The sequence below is a fragment of the Micromonospora sp. LOL_013 genome (genome assembly GCF_048060315.1).
Lineage (GTDB): Bacteria > Actinomycetota > Actinomycetes > Mycobacteriales > Micromonosporaceae > Micromonospora_E.
Genome location: NZ_JBHMIQ010000043.1, coordinates 1 through 17525 on the forward strand (window position 1 = coordinate 1; position 17525 = coordinate 17525).

General features: G+C 69.9%; 19 protein-coding genes. 10 read left to right on the forward strand and 9 right to left on the reverse strand.

Annotated elements, in window-relative coordinates; translation table 11 throughout:
- Nucleotides 1–1672, forward strand: a 1672-nt coding sequence (gene ltrA, locus ACFHWS_RS23835; protein ID WP_416569126.1) for a group II intron reverse transcriptase/maturase, incomplete at its 5' end; no start/stop codon positions are given.
- A 32-nt stretch (nucleotides 1673–1704) separates the two neighbouring features.
- Nucleotides 1705–1929 (forward strand): transposase, encoded by a 225-nt coding sequence (locus tag ACFHWS_RS23840; protein ID WP_416569161.1) that lies wholly within the window; start codon nucleotides 1705–1707, stop codon nucleotides 1927–1929.
- 7 nt (nucleotides 1930–1936) lie between these two features.
- Here ACFHWS_RS23840 and ACFHWS_RS23845 read toward each other — a convergent pair whose 3' ends face one another.
- The 3 genes from ACFHWS_RS23845 to ACFHWS_RS23855 form a co-directional block, all read right to left on the reverse strand.
- Nucleotides 1937–2962, reverse strand: a complete 1026-nt coding sequence (locus ACFHWS_RS23845) for a CU044_5270 family protein (RefSeq protein ID WP_416569127.1) — start codon at nucleotides 2960–2962, stop codon at nucleotides 1937–1939.
- Nucleotides 2935–3561 (reverse strand): RNA polymerase sigma factor, encoded by a 627-nt coding sequence (locus tag ACFHWS_RS23850; protein WP_416569128.1) that lies wholly within the window; start codon nucleotides 3559–3561, stop codon nucleotides 2935–2937. The genes ACFHWS_RS23845 and ACFHWS_RS23850 overlap by 28 nt, the downstream gene beginning before the upstream one ends.
- A 91-nt stretch (nucleotides 3562–3652) precedes the next feature.
- Nucleotides 3653–3805 (reverse strand): hypothetical protein, encoded by a 153-nt coding sequence (locus tag ACFHWS_RS23855; protein WP_416569129.1) that lies wholly within the window; start codon nucleotides 3803–3805, stop codon nucleotides 3653–3655.
- Between the two features lie 207 nt (nucleotides 3806–4012).
- Between ACFHWS_RS23855 and ACFHWS_RS23860 the strand changes: the two genes are divergently transcribed.
- The 5 genes from ACFHWS_RS23860 (at nucleotide 4013) to ACFHWS_RS23880 (ending at nucleotide 7634) form a co-directional block, all read left to right on the forward strand.
- Nucleotides 4013–4300, forward strand: a complete 288-nt coding sequence (locus tag ACFHWS_RS23860; RefSeq protein WP_416569130.1) for a FitA-like ribbon-helix-helix domain-containing protein — start codon at nucleotides 4013–4015, stop codon at nucleotides 4298–4300.
- Entirely contained in the window at nucleotides 4297–4692 is a 396-nt protein-coding gene (locus ACFHWS_RS23865) for a type II toxin-antitoxin system VapC family toxin (protein ID WP_416569131.1), read from the forward strand. Before ACFHWS_RS23860 ends, ACFHWS_RS23865 begins: the two co-directional genes overlap by 4 nt.
- Nucleotides 4693–4772: 80 nt before the next feature.
- Nucleotides 4773–6218 carry a hypothetical protein gene (locus tag ACFHWS_RS23870; RefSeq protein WP_416569132.1) on the forward strand — a complete coding sequence of 482 codons (1446 nt, stop codon included), beginning with the start codon at nucleotides 4773–4775 and terminating at the stop codon, nucleotides 6216–6218.
- Nucleotides 6215–6997, forward strand: coding sequence for a 3-ketoacyl-ACP reductase (locus ACFHWS_RS23875; protein WP_416569133.1), 783 nt, complete (start codon nucleotides 6215–6217; stop codon nucleotides 6995–6997). The genes ACFHWS_RS23870 and ACFHWS_RS23875 overlap by 4 nt, the downstream gene beginning before the upstream one ends.
- Before the next feature lie 106 nt (nucleotides 6998–7103).
- Nucleotides 7104–7634 (forward strand): hypothetical protein, encoded by a 531-nt coding sequence (locus ACFHWS_RS23880; RefSeq protein WP_416550958.1) that lies wholly within the window; start codon nucleotides 7104–7106, stop codon nucleotides 7632–7634.
- A 32-nt stretch (nucleotides 7635–7666) separates the two neighbouring features.
- On the opposite strand, the gene ACFHWS_RS23885 is transcribed toward ACFHWS_RS23880, so the two are convergent.
- Both ACFHWS_RS23885 and ACFHWS_RS23890 read right to left on the reverse strand, forming a co-directional pair.
- On the reverse strand, nucleotides 7667–7888 hold the full coding sequence (locus ACFHWS_RS23885) for a DUF397 domain-containing protein (protein WP_370461626.1): 222 nt from the start codon (nucleotides 7886–7888) through the stop codon (nucleotides 7667–7669).
- Nucleotides 7864–8739 (reverse strand): helix-turn-helix domain-containing protein, encoded by an 876-nt coding sequence (locus ACFHWS_RS23890; protein ID WP_416569134.1) that lies wholly within the window; start codon nucleotides 8737–8739, stop codon nucleotides 7864–7866. The genes ACFHWS_RS23885 and ACFHWS_RS23890 overlap by 25 nt, the downstream gene beginning before the upstream one ends.
- A 443-nt stretch (nucleotides 8740–9182) precedes the next feature.
- On the opposite strand from ACFHWS_RS23890, the gene ACFHWS_RS23895 reads away from it, so the two are divergent.
- The gene (locus ACFHWS_RS23895) at nucleotides 9183–9470 is read left to right on the forward strand and encodes a hypothetical protein (protein ID WP_416550956.1); all 288 of its coding nucleotides are present in this window, start codon (nucleotides 9183–9185) and stop codon (nucleotides 9468–9470) included.
- Nucleotides 9471–9476: 6 nt separating this feature from the next.
- On the opposite strand, the gene ACFHWS_RS23900 is transcribed toward ACFHWS_RS23895, so the two are convergent.
- The gene (locus tag ACFHWS_RS23900; protein WP_416569135.1) at nucleotides 9477–10358 is read right to left on the reverse strand and encodes a PASTA domain-containing protein; all 882 of its coding nucleotides are present in this window, start codon (nucleotides 10356–10358) and stop codon (nucleotides 9477–9479) included.
- A 126-nt stretch (nucleotides 10359–10484) separates the two neighbouring features.
- On the opposite strand from ACFHWS_RS23900, the gene ACFHWS_RS23905 reads away from it, so the two are divergent.
- Nucleotides 10485–11633 carry a hypothetical protein gene (locus ACFHWS_RS23905; RefSeq protein WP_416550954.1) on the forward strand — a complete coding sequence of 383 codons (1149 nt, stop codon included), beginning with the start codon at nucleotides 10485–10487 and terminating at the stop codon, nucleotides 11631–11633.
- 10 nt (nucleotides 11634–11643) lie between these two features.
- On the opposite strand, the gene ACFHWS_RS23910 is transcribed toward ACFHWS_RS23905, so the two are convergent.
- Nucleotides 11644–13125 (reverse strand): glutamate--cysteine ligase, encoded by a 1482-nt coding sequence (locus tag ACFHWS_RS23910; protein WP_416550953.1) that lies wholly within the window; start codon nucleotides 13123–13125, stop codon nucleotides 11644–11646.
- A 292-nt stretch (nucleotides 13126–13417) separates the two neighbouring features.
- The gene (locus ACFHWS_RS23915) at nucleotides 13418–13993 is read right to left on the reverse strand and encodes a YceI family protein (RefSeq protein ID WP_416569136.1); all 576 of its coding nucleotides are present in this window, start codon (nucleotides 13991–13993) and stop codon (nucleotides 13418–13420) included.
- A 103-nt stretch (nucleotides 13994–14096) separates the two neighbouring features.
- Here ACFHWS_RS23915 and ACFHWS_RS23920 point away from each other — a divergent pair, with 103 nt between their 5' ends.
- Nucleotides 14097–14588 (forward strand): MarR family winged helix-turn-helix transcriptional regulator, encoded by a 492-nt coding sequence (locus ACFHWS_RS23920; protein ID WP_416569137.1) that lies wholly within the window; start codon nucleotides 14097–14099, stop codon nucleotides 14586–14588.
- A gap of 249 nt (nucleotides 14589–14837) precedes the next feature.
- Here ACFHWS_RS23920 and ACFHWS_RS23925 read toward each other — a convergent pair whose 3' ends face one another.
- A complete protein-coding gene (locus ACFHWS_RS23925) occupies nucleotides 14838–17483 on the reverse strand; it encodes an ATP-binding protein (RefSeq protein ID WP_416569138.1) in 2646 nt (881 codons plus the stop codon).
- Nucleotides 17484–17525 lie beyond the last annotated feature (42 nt).

The following is a 17525-nucleotide window of genomic DNA, read 5'->3' on the forward strand; positions in this document are numbered from 1 at the left end:
GCTACGGCAGCGGATCTTCGCGGCGTCGCGGGACGGGGACCTGAAGAAGGTCCGGAACTTGCAGAAGTTGATGCTCCGCTCGCGCAGCAACGCCGTGGTGGCGGTGCGGCGGGTGACGGAGCGCAATGCTGGTCGCAGGACGGCCGGGGTGGACCGGCAGGTCGTGGTGACTGGGGAGCAGAAGGCCGAACTGGCCGACTGGATCCAGAACGACGCCAGGCCGTGGACTCCCCTGCCGGTCAAGCGCGTGTATGTGCCCAAGAGCAACGGCCGCCGTCGCGGCCTCGGGATTCCCGTGATCGCTGACCGGGCGCTGCAAGCCCTGACGGTGAACGCGCTGGAGCCCGAATGGGAGGCCCGGTTCGAGCCGAAATCCTACGGCTTCCGACCAGGTCGTGGCTGCCACGACGCCATCGTGGCCATCCACACGACGTCGAGCCGCACCGACGCCAAACGGCTGTGGGTGCTCGACGCCGACCTAGCGGCGGCGTTCGACCGGCTCGACCACGACCACATTCGCCGGTCGCTGGGCTGGTTCCCCGGACGGGGACTGGTCCGGCAGTGGCTGAAAGCGGGCGTGGTCGAGGACGGCCGGTTCACCCCCACCGAGGAGGGCGCTCCCCAGGGCGGGGTGATCAGTCCGTTGCTCATGAACGTTGCTCTGCACGGCATGGAGACCGCCGCCGGGGTCCGCTACCACGTCACCGGCACCCGTGCCGGGAAGACGATGGACGGTTGCCCGGTCGTGGTCCGCTACGCCGACGATCTGATCGCCTTGTGTCACTCCCGTGAGCAGGCCGAACAGGTCAAGGCGGCACTGGCCGGATGGCTGGCGCCCAGGGGTCTGGTCTTCAACGAGGACAAGACCCGGATCACGCACCTGACCGAGGGCGTGGACTTCCTGGGGTTCAACATCCGCCGCTACCCCAACGGCAAGCTGCTGACCAAGCCGAGTAACGACGCGGTGCGACGGATCCGCAGACGCCTGTCCGTGGAGGTGCGGGCCCTGCGCGGGTCCAACGCCGACGCGATGATCGGCAAGCTCAACCCGATCATCAACGGATGGTGCGCCTACTACCGGATCGGGGTGTCCAAACGCGTGTTCAACGCGCTGGACGCCCACGCGTGGAAACTGGTCTACAAGTGGGCCAGGTTCACCCACGCGAACAAGCCGAGACGCTGGGTGGTAGCCCGGTACTTCGGCGAGTTCAACTCGTCCCGGCGCGACAGGTGGGTATTCGGGAGCCGGGAAACCGGCTACTACCTGCGCAAGTTCGCCTGGACTCCGATTGTCCGGCACCGGATGGTCGCAGGGACGGCATCACCCGACGACCCGACCCTGACCGACTACTGGACCCTGCGGCGTCGCCGCAGCAATCTCCCGGTAGACATCACCACGCAACGGCTCCTGCGAGCCCAGCACGGCCGGTGTCCGATCTGCCGAGACCTGCTGCTGCACGCCGACCACGAGCCGCGAAGCCCACGTGAGTGGGAACAATGGCTCACCGCCACCCGCAGAGCGGTCCGCAGACACGCGGTCACCGTCTGGGGAGCGGGAACACCGGACGAACGCGTCGCCAACCGCCTCATACACACCCACTGCCACCGCCGGACCACCAGCAACGGCAGCCCAGCACTTCCGCCCACCCGCGAGCCTCCAGGGCTTGCTTGAGCCGGTTGCCCGGAAAGCGGGCATGGCCGGTTCTGAGGGGGCCCCGGCGCAGCAATGCGCCGGGGCTACCCGACGAGTCCGAGTTCGCCGCCGTCAGGTACTTCGCCCTCAATGGCACCGACCACCGCACCCACGCCGAGCAGGACGCCGCCATCGGTGTCTACATCCGCTGGCGCAACCAACGCGCGAAGCCGAAAACCGGGTTCGCCGCCGGCTCCAAGATCCGCCACCCGGATTACCCGTTCAAGGCTGCGTGACGAGGCACTAGCTGCCTGAGCTGTCCACGATGGCCTGGCGTATGAGGGCACTGTTGGCGGTGCCGAGGAACACGTACGACGTCGCGTCGAAGATGAGTGTCGTGCCCTCGGTCATACCGATCCCTACCCCTTCGCGGTCGGCAAGGTCCCGCACCTGCTGCCGGAGGGTTACACCTTGCAGCGAGGCCAGCGCGTCAAACAGGGCACTTCGTTGGCGCGAGGAGAGGTACCTACCGCCGACGAGCAACTCGCCCGCCCGTTGAAACAAGAGAGCATCAACGGCGCTGCCATCAGCGGAGGCGGATGACCTCGCCTGCGGATCTGGTTGCAAGCTCTCCGCTGAACTCACGTCGGCTCGGAGCCAGTCGAGCACCGCCGCTGGGCTGTCTGGCATCCCGGCGTCGTAGCCCTGCTGTGGCACACATGTCTGGTCCGCCTTGGGATCGACGGACGGGCTTGACCGACCTGAGGGACATGCCGGCAGCACCAGGTCGTCGAATGGGGCCGAGTCCTGCTGATAGACCCGATCGCGGATCAACCCATCCTCAGTGCCGTCGGCCGAAAGCCAGGTCTGCCGCAACACCCGAGGTCCATGACTTGTGGCAAAGCTGCCGTCTGGTTGCTGCACCTGATTGATAGGGCTCGCCACTGTCTCGGTGAACACGAACTGCCCGGCTTGCGGCGCGGCGAGGTCTGCCTCCTGCGCCACCAACGCAGCGTTTCGGAGGATCGAGGCGGCCTCGGCTGTGTCGGGGAGCGGCGCCGTTCCGCCATCAGACCGACCGACGTGAATCGTGGTGCCGACGGCAACTATGGTGAGGAAGGCTGCCAATGTTCCGCTGGTCAAGGCAAGATTCCACCGCCTAGCTGGCGATGCTGCGCTACTGCGGTGTGCTGTCGGCTGCATGTCGGGTTTACCCAGCTGCCGGCTGCGCCAGGCGGTAGGGGTCTCCCCGGCACGTGGAGCCAAAGCAGCACCGAGCTCCCGGATCCGGTCCATCTCACTCATGCGTCGCTCCATCTTCTCCACCATCGTTTCTCGATCGCAGTGTCTGTCAGGGTGCTGCGAGTCGTACCGCGGTCCAACGCATCACGCATCCTGCGACGGGCCCGGTTGAGCCGAGATCGGACCGTGCCGATCGGGATATTCAGGGACCGAGCGACTTCCTCATAGCTCAGGCCGCCCCAGGCAACCATCAAGAGCACATCTCGCTCCTTTTGGCCGAGCCGGGCGAGCGCCGTGGCGAGCGGCCTACGCCATGCCTGAGCGGTAGCGGCCGCCACCACTCGGTCCGCGAGCGCCTCCTCGCCGCTGTCGGGCTTGACTCGCAGGTACGCCCGGTATCGGGCGTTTTCGGCGCGGTGATGGCGGGCCAACTCGCGATGCACGATCGAGAGCAGCCACGGGAACGCGTTCGGGTAACCTGGGTCATAGGTGTGCCGTGCCCGGAACGCTGCCACAAACGCATCCGCGACGACGTCCTCGGCAATTTCCCGACCCACCCGCCGGTACGCGTAGCCGTAAAGCATCCCGGCGTGCTTCTCGTAGACCTGTGCGAAGCGATCAGGGTCGTCCAGCGACGCGATGATGGTGGCTGCGTCATCGGTCGGCTGTGCCGAGACGCCCCTCACCCGGAGCCCAGCGTTGACGATAGATTCACGATCGCGTGTCCTTCCTGTCGGCTTCCCTCTGCAATCTCTATGCACGAGCGCGAAATTGAGTTCATCCCGCACCGGAGGCGTACCGCATCTGTGACCAGGTGGTAGAGACCCGATCGACGCGTACCTTGCCGCAGCCGTGCGCGGCTTCGGTCTCGCCCTGGACGTCGCCGTCGTCCGACCCCGCCACCCCGCTCGCCGTCGACCCCGTCCCCACCAGCGCGAGCCTGCCCGAAGCCGTCGTGCTCTGCTACCGCTACCTGCACGGGGCGCTGCCACGAGGCGCTGCGCGCCACCATCCCCGCCGACCAGCTCGGCCAACCCGCCGCTGCTCGGTTCCACCCCGACGGCACCCACGCCACCACCACGGCCCAGCCGAGGAGATGACTTGACTGTGCAATCACTGTGCAGGCAAAATGCAGTCATGGCTGTGGTGCTCACCATCCGCGACGTACCCGAAGAAGTGCGGGACCTCCTGGCCCAGCAGGCCCGCGAGCGCGGCCAGTCGCTGCAGGCGTACCTGCTGGCAGTCCTCAACCGGCAGGCTGACTTCTGCCGCAACCGGCAGCTCCTCGCCGAGCTCAGCGACGAACTCGACGGCGGCAGCAGCGGAGCCGGACCGACCGCGGCCGACGCCTCCGACCTGCTCGCCCGTTCCCGCGCTGAACGGGATTTCCCGGACTCCGCGCCATCCGGGCGGGACGTCGCGTGATCGTCGTCGACGCCTCGGTCCTCGCCAGCGTGCTCGTCTACAGCGACGACCGCGGCCGCAAGGCCCGCGCCGTCCTAGGCCGCGATCTCGAGTGGGCGGCACCGGAGCACTGGAAGGTCGAGGTCATCTCCGTCATGCGAGGGCTCGCGCTCGGCGGAAAGATCACCAACGAGATGGCGACACGGGCGGTCGACCGGATCAGCCGCCTCGGCGTCGACACCGTTCCGGTCGACGACCTGCTCACCCGGATGTGGCAGGTCAAAGCGAACATCAGCGCGTACGACGCCCCCTACGTCGCCCTCGCGGAACGCCGCGCCCTGACGCTGGTGACCGCCGACGGCAAACTCGCCCGCGCGGCGAGCGCGTACTGCCGGGTCGAACTCGTCGCGTAGCGGGACGCGGGTTCGGCGGCCTGGTCTTCCGCCACGGCCGAGGCCTTCCGCCTAGGCAAGCGCTTTCCTATGCTGATCCGATGATTCGGATCGACGACTCGCTGACCCCGGCCAGCCTGCAACCCAGGATCGACCGCCTCTGGGAAGCCTCCGCCCACAAGATCGACTCGATCGAGAAGAGCTGCCCGCCCGGCTCGGCGTCGCCGGTCTTCACCGTCGACGGCCGGTACGCCGCGCGCGGCTGGACCGAATGGACCCAGGGCTTCCAGTACGGTTCGGCGCTGCTGCAGTTCGACGCCACCGGCGAGCAGCGGTTTCTGGACTCCGCCCGCGAGTTGACCGTCGCCGTGATGGCCAGCCACGTCAGCCATATCGGCGTGCACGACCACGGCTTCAACAACGTCAGCACGTACGGCAACCTGTGGCGGCTGATGGCCGAAGGCCGGATCCCGCACGACCGGGCCGAGCGCGACTTCTACGAACTGGCGTTGAAGCTCACGGGGGCGGTGCAGGCGGCCCGCTGGCGGGACACCGCCGACGGCACCGGCTACATCTACTCGTTCAACGGGCCGCAGTCGCTGTTCGTCGACACCATCCGCTCCTGCCGGGCGCTGGCCGTCTCCCACCTGCTCGGCCACGCGCTCATGGGTGAACAGGACGAGCGGATCTCCCTGCTCGGCCGGCTGATCGAGCATGCCACCAACACCGCCCGGTACAACGTCTTCTACGGCGACGGCCGGGACAGCTACGACATCCGGGGCCGCACCGCCCACGAGTCGATCTTCAACGTCAATGACGGCCGATTCCGCTGCCCGAGCACCCAGCAGGGCTACTCGCCGTTCACCACCTGGACCCGCGGCCTGGCCTGGGCGATGCTCGGCTTCCCGGAGCAGCTCGAATACCTGGCCGTGCTGCCGGACAGCGACCTCGAACCGTACGGCGGGCGGGCCGAGGTGACCGCGATGCTGCTGAAGGCCGCCACCGCCACCTGCGACTTCTACCTCGAAAACACCCCGACCGACGGCATCCCGTACTGGGACACCGGCGCACCCGGCCTGGCCGCGCTCGGCGACTACCTGGACCGGCCGGCGGACCCGTACAACGACCATGAGCCAATCGATTCGTCGGCGGCCTGCATCGGCGCGCAGGGGCTGCTGCGACTCGGCCGCTACCTGACCGGTGCCGGGCAGCCCGACGCCGGTCGCCGCTACTGGCAGGCCGGGCTGACGGTGGCCGGCACCCTGTTCGACGAGCCGTACCTGAGCACCGACACCCGCCACCAGGGACTGATCCTGCACTCGATCTACCACCGACCGAACGGCTGGGACCATGTGCCGGCCGGCAGCCGGGTGCCGCACGGCGAGTCGAGCATGTGGGGCGACTACCACGCTCGTGAGTTGGCGCTCTACCTGCAGCGGGTGGCCCGTGATGAGCCGTACTACACGTTCTTCGGCCCGGCCGACGCCGACGCCACCGACGGCACGGGCAGCGCCGACAGCGCGGGCACCGTCGGGGGCGGACGGTGACCGCCTCCGCGCGGGTCGCCATCGTCACCGGCGGTTCCCGGGGGATCGGGCGCGGGATCGTGCTGTCGCTCGCCGCCGCCGGCTACGACGTCGTGGTCAACTACGCCCGCAACGCCGACGCAGCCCGCCAGGTCGGCGAACAGGTCGAGGCGGTGGGCCGCCGGGCGCTGCTGGTCGGCGCGGACGTGTCGATCGCCGCAGACCGGCAACGGCTGGTCGATGAGACCGTGGCAACCTTCGGCCGGATCGACCTGCTGGTCAACAACGCCGGTGTGGCCCCAGACGTACGGGCAGACCTGCTCGACGCGACGGAGGAGTCCTTCGATCGGCTGATCGACATCAATTTGAAGGGTCCCTTTCTTCTGACCCAGCAGGTCAGCCGAGCCATGATCGACATGGTGGCGGCCGGCACCGTCACCGCGCCGAAGATCGTCATCGTCTCGTCGATCAGCGCCTACACGGCGAGCGTCAACCGGGGCGACTACTGCGTGGCCAAGGCCGGCCTGGCGATGACCACCCAGTTGTACGCCGCCCGCCTCGCTGAGCACGGCATCAACGTCTACGAGATCCGGCCCGGCATCATCGCCACCGACATGACCGGTCCGGTCCAGGCGAAGTACGACGATCTGATTCTCAACCAGGGTCTGACGCCTATCCGCCGCTGGGGCCAGCCGGACGACGTCGGGCGGGCGGTGGTGGCGGTCGCCACCGACCTGCTGCCGTTCAGCACCGGCCAGGTGATCGACGTCGACGGTGGCTTCCACGTACGGACGCTGTAGCCAGCGGACGCTTCAGCCCGCCGGAACCCCTACGGGCGGCCGATGGGTGGTTGACCAGGGCTGCGCCCGGAGGTGCCGACATCGACCGGCCGGCAGGATTCTGAGCATGGACATCGCTCTGGTCGGCTGGTTGGCGTTGACCGGTGGCTGGCTCGCCGCCGCCGTGATCGCCGAATCGCTGCCGTCAGCGGGCAGCCCGGCCGCGCTGCGGCGCCGGGTCGGCTGGCTCACCGCGTTCGTACTGGCCGGCCTGGGCGGGATCGCCGGGTTGATCGGTAGCGGGGCGGCCAGCGCGCAGGTGCTGTTGCTCGCCGTGCCGGCGGTGGCGGTCGCGGTGGTCACCCTGCCGCGCCTGCGGCGGCTGTATGGCGGATCGGCGGCGTTCGTCACCGCGCCCGCCGCGCCGAGTCCGCCAGGGCTGCTGGCCCGCGCGGCGCACCCGTTGGTGGCGTTGCCGGTGCAGGTGACGGCGCTGGCGCTGGTGCCGGTGGCGGCGCGGTACTTCGGTGGCGTGCCGGGAGTAGGGGTGGTGGCCGACGGACTGATGCTGACCGTGGCGGTGATCCTGCTGGTCGCCATCGGGGTGCGGCATGCGCTGCGGCACAGCGCGCTGGCTGAGCATGCTGGGCATGGTTGAGCCCCGGGACGCACCCGGGGCTCAACCATGGGTCAGTCCAGGTCGAATTCGCCGTCTCGGGCACCGCCGAGGAAGGCGTCCCACTCGTCGGAGGTGAAGATCAGGACCGGCCCGGTCGGGTTCTTCGAGTCGCGAACCGCGATGGCCTGGTCAACGAACGCGATCTCCACGCAGTTGTCGCAGTTCGGCCCGCTGCGCGAGCTTTTTCGCCAGGCCGCACGGGTCAGGTCTACCCGAAGCCCCTTGACCTCGATGTCCACAATGGCTCCTTCGCGCGTTCAGCGATCATCGCGACGGACTCCTCGGGAGTGAGCGCCGCCGCGCGTATGTGATCGAAGATAAATAGGTACTTGCGTAGTTCATCGGTCTTCTCCAGGAAGAGCCCACCGGTGGCATTCTCCGCGTAGACGACGTCCGCGTCGCTGGGCTCCGGAAAGTCGAGGATGGTGAACGTCCCGTCCATCCCGGCGTGTGCCCCCACCTCGAACGGAAGGACCTGCAGGGTCACGTTCGGCAGATCCGCCGTCTCGACGAGGCGGTGCAGTTGGGCGCGCATCACCGCGTCGCCGCCGACCGGCCGACTCAACACCGCCTCATCGAGCACCGCCCATACATCGATCTGATCTTCCTGAGTCAGTAACGACTGACGCTTCAGTCGGATATGGACGCGGTGGGCAACTTCTTCGTCGGTGATGTCGGGCCGAGCCGAGCGGATCATCGCCTGGGCGTAGTCGGCGGTCTGCAGCAGACCGGGAACCACCTGCTGCTCGTACGCCCGGACCGACCGAGCCGCTGCCTCGAAGCCGACGTACGCGCCGGTGAGCACCGTGGAGTACGGATGCCACCAGCCCTTCTGCCGAGCCTCCCGGGCAATCTGCACCAGCTCCTCGGCCTCGACACCGGTCACGCCGTAGATTTCCAGCATGTCGCGAACGTCCCGCGGAGTCGCGGCGGTGTGTCCCGTCTCGATCCGGGAGACCTTGGAGGCGGAGCACTCCAGCTGTTCGGCCACCGCATCGATCGTGACTTTCGCGCCTTCCCGCCGCCGGCGCAGTTCGGCGCCGAGACGGCGGCGACGGACGGTTGGGCTTCGACGCTCGGTCACCGGTCACCTCCGGTTAGGGGTAGGGGCAGTCGGCCGCCTCCGCGCACGCGGTTGAGGGGCGACGGGGTTACGTCGCGAGCGGTCGTGCGTGGACGGGGAGGAAGGCCGACGCGGAAAGAAAGCTTGTTCAGTCTGCCGCCCGTACATGTAGGACTTCAAGCAGCAATCAGTCGAGTGATTTTCGCATTACGCCAAAACCACTTTGCAACTTGCATCGAGGGCGACGGTGGTGCACTCTTTGCGTAGGCCACAGGTCACTCAGCGTTCAACCAAGATCGTATCCGCCGCGGTTGCGCCGTACCGCGACGGTGCCTGCTGTCCGGACACCAGCAACGCCGTGCCCGTCTGACCACCGGCAACCCGGTGGAACATCCGACCGTGCCCGGTGCGGATCCGCATGCCCGGCAGCAATCGGACAACGGCAGCTCGGAACAGGAGTAGCGGTGCTACTACCCCGCTCAGGAGACGTCCTCCACGTGACCCGTGCGGCAAGCGTGCAGTTCCTCGAGCCGCTCCTCTTCCGGGTGATCCGGGTGCACGACTGGCCGACCTACCATGGTTGGGTCTGGCTGGACGGCTACGAACTCAACGCCAGCGGCGAAGCCGTCGACCGGCGCTCCATCTTCGTCCAGATCGACGGCCTACGCCAGCTCCGGGTGGTGGCCGACCGGCCGGGTCGGGCAGCTGCCCGGCGGCCGGCTTCGACGGTGATGTCGGCGCGGGCCAGCTGACCCCGCTCAGTCCTCGTCTCCGTCGCCCGGCTCCCCGGTCGGCTCGGCCACCCCCGTCGGTTCGGCCGGACCCGTCGGCTCGGTGTTGGTCGCGGCGATCACCAACAGGATCTCGGTGCCGGGCGGCACCTCCGTCCCGGCCGGCGGGTCGGTCTCGAGCACCGTGCCGGCCGGCTGGTCCGAGCCGCGCTGTTCCAGCCGGTACACCAGGTCGCGCTCGTCGAGTTCGGCACGGGCGTCCGCCAACGGCAGCCCGGTCAGCGTCGGTACGACCACCAGCGGCGCCTCGCTGGTCTGCTCCTCGGTCGGCTCCGGCTGCTCCTCGGTCGGCTCGGGCTGCTCCGTCTCCGGCTGCGCGGTCGGCACCGTCGCGGTCGGAGCCGCCGTCGGCGTCGGCTCAACCGGATCCGTGGAGTCGTCGAGCGTGCTGACCCACCAGATCACCAGGCCGACCAACGCGACCAGCAGCAGCACCAGAACACCGATCAGGATCGGCAGCCACCACGGCCGGCCGCCGCCTTCCGTACCGCCCGGTCCCGGCCAGTCGCCGGTGCCGCCGCCACCCGCCCCCGGGCGCACCGGCACCCCGGCCCGGCCGGACCACGCCGGCTCCCGAGCACCACCGGCGGCGGAACCCGCCGGAAGGTCGGGTGCGGTCGAGCCGAGGGGCCCGCCCCGGTCGGCGACCGTCGCTCCCGGGTCGCCACCCGGTGTGCCGGGCCAACCGGGCGGCTGGTCGGACCCACCGGTCGACTCGCCGGCCTGGTCAGCTGGCCCACCAGCCCTGGTCGCCCAGGGGTCGACCGGCCGGGGCAGCTGGCTGGTGTAGTCCCCGGCGTCACGCCCCGCCGAGCCGTCCTCCGCAGGATCCCTCGGTCTGTCGGCCATGACTCGTCCTCTCCGTACCACCGGGCGTGACTTTCGGTAGAGCTCAAGATATCGACCCGGCCACCGGACAGCGCGCCCCACGCCCACGAGTCGCCGGAGTTCGCCACTACCGCTACAGTGCCCGGCATGGCCGTACGAGGCTGGGGAAGATCGGTCGCGACGGCGACCGGCATCGCTGCGGGCGCAGGCGCCGCGCAGCTCGGTCTGGGCTACGGCCTCGGCATAGTTGCCTGGTTACCGTCAGTCGACGGCGGAGGAGAGGCTTCCTGGGTCGCCAGCCTCGCCTGGGCTACGTGGATCACGGCGACCTCGGTGGTGATCGGTGCCGTCGTCGCAGACCGGCTCGCGCCGTCACCTCCCAACTCGGAACTGTCGGCCGGCGCCGATCCGGATCGAACGCCGGACAGCCTGCTGACCGCAAGCCTGTGGCGACTCGCCCTGGCCGCAGCGGCCGCGATCGGCGGGATGCTCACGGTCGCCCTGATCGCCGTACCCGCGCGCAGCGCGACCCGGGCCGACACCTTCTCCCCACAGACCATCGCCGCCGGGTACGCCATGGTGGGCGCGGTCGTCGGACTGCTGATGGCGATCTGGGCGGTCGCCTCCCGGGCGGCGGCGACGAACGCCATCGCCACCGTCGGCTGGCTCTGGCTGCTGGCGGTGGTCGCCGTGATCGACTCGGTGATCTCCGGCACCGGGCTGACCAGCGCCCAACTCGGCGTCTGGCAGATCACCGCGGACAGCGAACAGTACTGGTTCCGCAACATCTACCTGCCCGGGGCGGCGCTGTCGCTGGGTTCGGCGTTCATCATCGGCGCGGTCTCGGCCTGGCCGGCCGCCCGCGACGCGCGTCGCCGGGTGGGTGCCGCGATCTCCGGCGGTGTCGGCCCGGTACTGATCGCCGCAGCGTACTTCCTGGCCGCCCCCCGGCTGGTGGGACCACGGGCGGAGCAGCTCTCGGCGCATCTGCTCGCTCCGTACGCGGTGATCGCCGGCCTGGCCGGGTCGGTGCTGGTCACCGCGATCGCGCAGCGGCTGGAGATGTCCCGCCGGCAGCCCGCCACCACCACCGCCCGCGACCACGACGGCGCTTCGGCCACCGACGCGTCTGCCGATGGCCGGGACGATGCCTCCGGCTCCGGCTCCGCTGAAGGCCGCGACGCGCCGGTGCCGGAGCAGCCGACCAGTGGCCAGGTGGCCGGCCCGCCGACCCGAGGCACGGCTTCGGTCACCGGCGGTGGCCGGCCGGCGCCGACCACCCCCGACCGCAGCTGAACAGCGCGAATCAGTCGACCGGCCAGGTGTGCACCGGTTCGTTGCTGCGTTGCAGTTCGGCGTAGCGGTACAGCATCTGGTGCAGCGCGTCGGGTCGGGCCAGGCCCTGCTCCCGCTCGGCCCGCCAGACCGACTCGGTCTGCCAGACCGCGCCGTTGCGCCTCAACCGACAGCGTTGTTCGATGATGCCGAGCAGCCGGTCGCGCTGCTGTGGCGAGACCCCGAACCGGTCCAGCCCGGCGTACGCCTTGGGGAGTAGGACGTCCAGCACCAGATCGGTGACCGGGATCTCGCCGAGCTGCGGCCAGTGCACATGTGCGGCGATCCCGCGCCGCGCCGCCTGGTGGAAGTTCTCCTCGGCCGCGCCGAAGCTCAGCTGGCTCCACACCGGGCGGTCCGCCTCGGCGAGCTCCCTGGCCAGGCCGAAGTAGAAGGCGGCGTTGGCGAGCATGTCGACGACGGTCGGCCCGGCGGGCAGCACCCGGTTCTCCACCCGCAGGTGCGGTCGACCGTGCATGATGTCGTACACCGGCCGGTTCCACCGGTAGACGGTGCCGTTGTGCAGCCGTAGCTCGCTGAGCTCGGGCACGCCGCCGGCCTGCAGCACCTCGACCGGATCCTCGTCGGCGCAGATCGGCAGCAACGGCGGGAAGTATCGGACGTTCTCCTCGAAAAGGTCGAAGATCGAGGTGATCCACCGTTCACCGAACCACACCCGAGGCCGTACGCCCTGCGCCTTCAGCTCGTCCGGCCGGGTGTCGGTGGCCTGCTCGAACAGCACGATGCGGGTCTCCGCCCAGAGCTGTTTGCTGTAGAAGTACGGTGCGTTGGCGCCGAGCGCCACCTGGACCGCCGCGATGGCCTGGGACGCGTTCCAATAGTTGGCAAAGTTGTCCGGGGAGACCTGCAGGTGAAACTGCACACTGGTGCAGCCGGCCTCCGGGGCGATCGAGTCGGTGTACGCCTGCAGCCGCTCCACGCCCCGGATGTCCAGCCGGATGTCCTCCCCGCGGGCGGCGACGATCTGCTCGTTGAGCACCCGGTAACGCCCGTTGGTGGAGATGTTGTTCAGCACCAGGTGTTGTGGGGTGAGGGTGGGCAGTATGCCGATCAGGATGATGGCCGCCTCGGCCTTCGCCGCCCGGCCACCGGCGCGGGCCAGGCTGGCCTGCAGGTCGGCTTCGTAGTCGGCGAATCCGTCGGCCTCGATCAGCCGCGGGCGCGCGTTGAGTTCGAGGTTGAACTGCCCCAGTTCGGTCTGGAAGGTGGGGTCCGCGAGGTTGGCCAGGATCTCGGCGTTGCGCATCGCTGGCTCCGCGTACGGATCCACCAGGTTCAGCTCGATCTCCAGCCCGGTCGTCGGCCGGTCGGCGTCGAACTTGAAGTCGTCGAGCATCAGCGCGAAAACGTCGAGGCAGCGGCGAACTTTTTGCCGGTAACGTACGCGATCCTCCCGACTGAACGACGCGCGTGAACCGACATCCCTGCCCATAATGCCCTCCCCGGCGCGCCCTGAACGACCGCCGCCACGCTCGCTGGCCGAGCGGCGTGGCAGAACCGTTCCGACTGTGTGGTGGTGCAACCCTGCTCGACCGCGGCTGTCGTCGGCTCCCCCAGCCGGGACAGGCGTTGATCGCCCCAAAGTGAGCGGACCGAAGCGCTCGGTTTCACCTTTTCACATCCGACGGGCGTCTTCTACTGGGGTTACTACAGACAGCGGCACCCCGGTCACCGAAGAGGTGGCCGGGGTGCCGCTGTGTCACGCCGGGTACGGACGCCGGGGTTCATCCCTGACGGATGGCCTCGCCCTCGATCTCGATCTTGATCTTCTTGCCGACCAGCACGCCGCCGGTCTCCAGGGCGACGTTCCAGGTCAGGCCGAACTCCTCACGGTCGATCTCTGTGCTGGCGGTGAAGCCGAAGATGTCCTGGCCGAACGGGCTGCGGCCGGCGCCCTCGAACTCGACGGCGAGCTCCACCGGCCGGGTCACGTCCTTGACCGTCAGGTCACCGGCGAGCACGAACTCGTTGCCGCTGTGCGAGACGATCCCGGTGCTGCGGAACTCGATGGTGGTGAACTTCTCGACGTCGAGGAAGTCGCCGCCTCGCAGGTGGGCGTCCCGGTCGGCCTGCCCGGTGTTGATGCTGGCCGCCTGCAGCACCGCGGTGACCGACGACTGCAGCGGGTCCTCGGCGACGGTGATGGTGGCGGTGGCGTCGGTGAACTCACCACGGACCTTGCTGACCATCATGTGGCGGGCGACGAATCCGACCCGCCGGTGGGCCTGGTCGAGCTCGTAGCTGCCGGCGGTGGGGATGGTGATGCCGCTCCACTCGCGGGTGGTCTGGTCGGTACTCATGGCTGCTGCCTCTCGCGGGACATCCGGTTGAAGGGGAAACATGTGCGACAGCAACAATAGACTAGGCAATATTCCTCATGTCAAGTACTGCTACGATGACCTGGTGACCGAGAACCTCGCCGACGATCCCCGGATCACCGCGATCGGCCTCCTCTTCGAAGTCCACACCGGGCTCGCGGCCCGCTTCGCGGCGCAGTTCGAGGAGCACGGCCTGTCGACGGTTGAGTTCGAGGTGCTGATGCGGCTGCGCCGTTCCGCAGGTCATCAACTGCGGATGACCGACCTGGCCGCTCAGGCTGCGCTGTCCACCAGTGGCGCGACCCGGGTGGTCGACCGGATGGTGCGCGACGGGCTGGTCTGCCGGCGCGCCTGCCCGTCCGACCGGCGCAGCTCGTACGCGGTGCTCACCCGGGCCGGTCAGCAACGCCTCGACGACACCCTCCCCGGTCACCTACAGCTGATCGGGCAGTGGTTCACCGGTCAGTTCGAGCCTGCGGAGTTGACGACGCTACTCGACTCCCTCCGGCGCCTTCGTGACGCGGTGCATCCGCAGGCAACCGCCGGCAGTGACGAAGCGAACGCGCCGGTCCGTTGACCGACGCCGGCACCGGCAGAAGGACCGGCAGAAAGCACCCTCGATCAACGACATAATGCTCTGAAAGCCGCAAACAGCTCGGATGGGCTGGATAGCGTACTGGCGACCGGGAGCGTAACGGGGGGTGCGGCGCGAAGGCCAGGACAGTGGTCCAGGCCGGGGGGCGATTCCGCGCCAACCCGGGGGGCGTGTCGACGTCCGGCGGGTGGCCAGTGATGGCCCCGCCGGACGTCCGCGTCTTGACCTGATTCATCCCTGACCCACCGCGTCCCGTTCCCGGGGCAGCAGCGTGATCCCGGCACTGTGGCAGGCCGCCGCCAACCGGTCGCGGGCCGCGGCCCGCGACACCGCCGTCTCGGCGTGCACCACCAGCCCCACCATCGCCTCCACCGCGTCCCGCGGCTCCGGGCCGTTGCCCAGCGAACGGGCAGCCACGGCGTACCACTCCAACGCCAGCTCCCGTTCCCCGCGCCGCGCCGCGAGGGTCGCCTCGATCAGCGCGCACCGGGGATCGTCGCCCGGCCCGGCCTGGTCGGCAGGGGGACCCGGCCGGTCCACCACCTCCACCGGCATCACCTGGCCACGGAGCTCGGTAAGGGCGTCGGCCGCATCCGCGAGGCGGCCGTCCTGGGCCAGCGCCAGCCCGACGATGCCCAACACCTGCCGCCGGTGACTCGGATCACCGACGGCGGTCAACGCCGCCAACACCCGGCGTCCCAGGTCGGCTGCCCGCGCGTACCGGCCCTCAAGCCTGGCCACCTCGGCCAGGTTGGCCCGGGCCAGCAGCCGCAACCGGTCCTCGCCGGACCTGGCCGCGAGCCGGTCGACCGCCGCCAGCCGGCGCCGGGCGGCCCGCAGGTCACCCGAACGGATCTCGTGCCGGGCCAACGCGTGCTGGGCGAGCGTCATCTCCCGGATCCGGCCGATCCGGCCGGCCAGGGCAAGCACCGCCTCGGAGTGCGCCCGCGCCTCGTCGAACCGACCGGCGGCCAGACAGGCAGAACTGAGCACGGTACGCGCGGCCAGCTCACCCGACGTCTCCCCGAGCTCGATGAACATGGCCAGCGCCGACCGGACCGCCGGAAATTCCTGCGGACCGGCGTCGTGCTCCAGGGCGAGCTGAGCCATGCCGATCTGGGCCCAGGCCCGGATCGCCGGGTCCGCGTCGGCCGACCGCGGGTCGTCGAGCAGCCGGCGCAGCCAGCGCCGCCCGGCCACGTCGCGTCCCCGGAACCGCCACCACCGGGGCAGGGCGGCGGCCAGGCGCAGTGCGGTGTGCGGGTCGTCGTTGGCGGAGTGGGCGAGCGCGGCCCACAGGTCACTGGCCACCTCGTCGAGCCGACTGACGACGGTGACCAGCTTCGGCCCGGCCAGGTCGACCGCCGCCCGCTCGGCGAGCCGCGCGAACAGCACGGCGTGCCGACGCCGGATCGCCGACAGTTCGCCGTGGGCGGCGGCCCGCTCGGTGGCCAGATCCCGCACCACGTCGATCAGCCGGAACCGGTACGGACCCGCGCCCCGGGCACCGAGCAGCCCCAACGACATGAGCCGGTCGAGGAACGGCACCGGGTCGACCCGACCGCCCTGATCCGACTGGCCGATGTCGGGTTGGCCGATGTCGAGTTGGCCAACAACCGGCTGGATCGGATTTCCGGCGAGCATCCCCTCGGCCAGCTCGACCGACCACCGGTTGCGGAACGCCGAGAGCCGACGTACGCCGCGCCGCTCGGCGGGAGTAAGCAGCGCGTAGCTGGCCGCGACCGCGTCGCGCAGGGTCACCGCCACCACTTCCCTGCTGGGTGGTGGCACCGCCAGATCGAGCAGCCGGTCGCCGTACCGGTTGAAGATCTCGTTCAGGTCGAGCGCCCGCCCCCGGGCGGCGGCCAGCTCGATGGCCAGTGGCAGCCCGCCTAGCCGCCGGACGAGCCCGACCAGCGCGCCGACTTCGCCCGGGTGCACCGGTTCCCGGCGTACCTGCCGGAGCCGGGCCAGGAAAAGCCGCGCCGCCGGGTAGCCGGCGACCGTGGCCAGGTCGGTCTCGGTGTCGGCCGGCGGAACCTCCAGCGGCGTGACCGGCCAGACCCGTTCACCGGGGAGCCCGACCGGGTGCCGGCCGGTCGCCACCACCTGCAGCGACGGCGCGGTACGGGTCAGCCAGTGCAGCGCGTCGGCTATCGCCACCGGCGCCCGTTCCACCGCGTCGACCAGCAGCAGTGTCGGGCCGTCGGCGAGCCGGGCCGCCAGATCGTTGACCCGCCCGACACCGAAGACGGTGGCGGAGGCGGTCAGTACGTCACTTACGGTGGAGCCTTCGGTGACGACGATGCCACCGGTGCCGCCCGGATACCGGTCGGTCACCTCGGCGGCGACCGCGAGCGCCAGGCTGGTCTTGCCGACTCCGGCCAGTCCGACCAGGCTGACCAGCCCTGCCCCGGCACCGGGGCCCGCAGTCAGCAGGCCGGCCAGGTCGGCCACGTCACAGTCGCGGCCGATCAGTTCGCCGGGCAGTGGGACACCACGGCTACGGCCGGGCCCGACCAACGTCTCGATGTCGCCGGCAGCCTCGCTGGGCGGCCCGGCCGAAAACGCTGCGGTGGCGAGTGCCGGAGTCAGCTGGCGCGGGATCGTCGGACGCGGCTCGGCCGGGCGGCCCCGCGCCGCCGCGTGAAACTCCGTCCGGTCCTCGCCGGTCAGGCCGAGCGCGGCGACGAGCAGATCGACCGTGGTCCGCTGCGGCCGGGCCGTGCGGGCCCGCTCCAGGTCCCGGACGGTCCGCACGCCGACCCCGGCCACCGCGGCGAGCTCCGCCTGGGTCAGGCCGACGGCCAGCCGACGGCTGCGGAGTAGTTCGTCGAACCCGACCCTGCTCTGGTCAGGAGCATGATCCGGACTCATGGCAGGAGAGGGTACGCATTGCGGGGTGCCCGGGTCAGCTTT

Coding starts and splice junctions, on each gene's coding strand:
- ACFHWS_RS23870 (WP_416569132.1), top strand. CDS start 4,773: ATGATTCGGATCGACGACTCGCTGACCCCGGCCAGCCTGCAACCCAGG.
- ACFHWS_RS23925 (WP_416569138.1), bottom strand. CDS start 17,483: ATGAGTCCGGATCATGCTCCTGACCAGAGCAGGGTCGGGTTCGACGAA.
- ACFHWS_RS23905 (WP_416550954.1), top strand. CDS start 10,485: ATGGCCGTACGAGGCTGGGGAAGATCGGTCGCGACGGCGACCGGCATC.
- ACFHWS_RS23860 (WP_416569130.1), top strand. CDS start 4,013: ATGGCTGTGGTGCTCACCATCCGCGACGTACCCGAAGAAGTGCGGGAC.
- ACFHWS_RS23910 (WP_416550953.1), bottom strand. CDS start 13,125: ATGGGCAGGGATGTCGGTTCACGCGCGTCGTTCAGTCGGGAGGATCGC.
- ACFHWS_RS23900 (WP_416569135.1), bottom strand. CDS start 10,358: ATGGCCGACAGACCGAGGGATCCTGCGGAGGACGGCTCGGCGGGGCGT.
- ACFHWS_RS23845 (WP_416569127.1), bottom strand. CDS start 2,962: ATGGTGGAGAAGATGGAGCGACGCATGAGTGAGATGGACCGGATCCGG.
- ACFHWS_RS23915 (WP_416569136.1), bottom strand. CDS start 13,993: ATGAGTACCGACCAGACCACCCGCGAGTGGAGCGGCATCACCATCCCC.
- ACFHWS_RS23880 (WP_416550958.1), top strand. CDS start 7,104: ATGGACATCGCTCTGGTCGGCTGGTTGGCGTTGACCGGTGGCTGGCTC.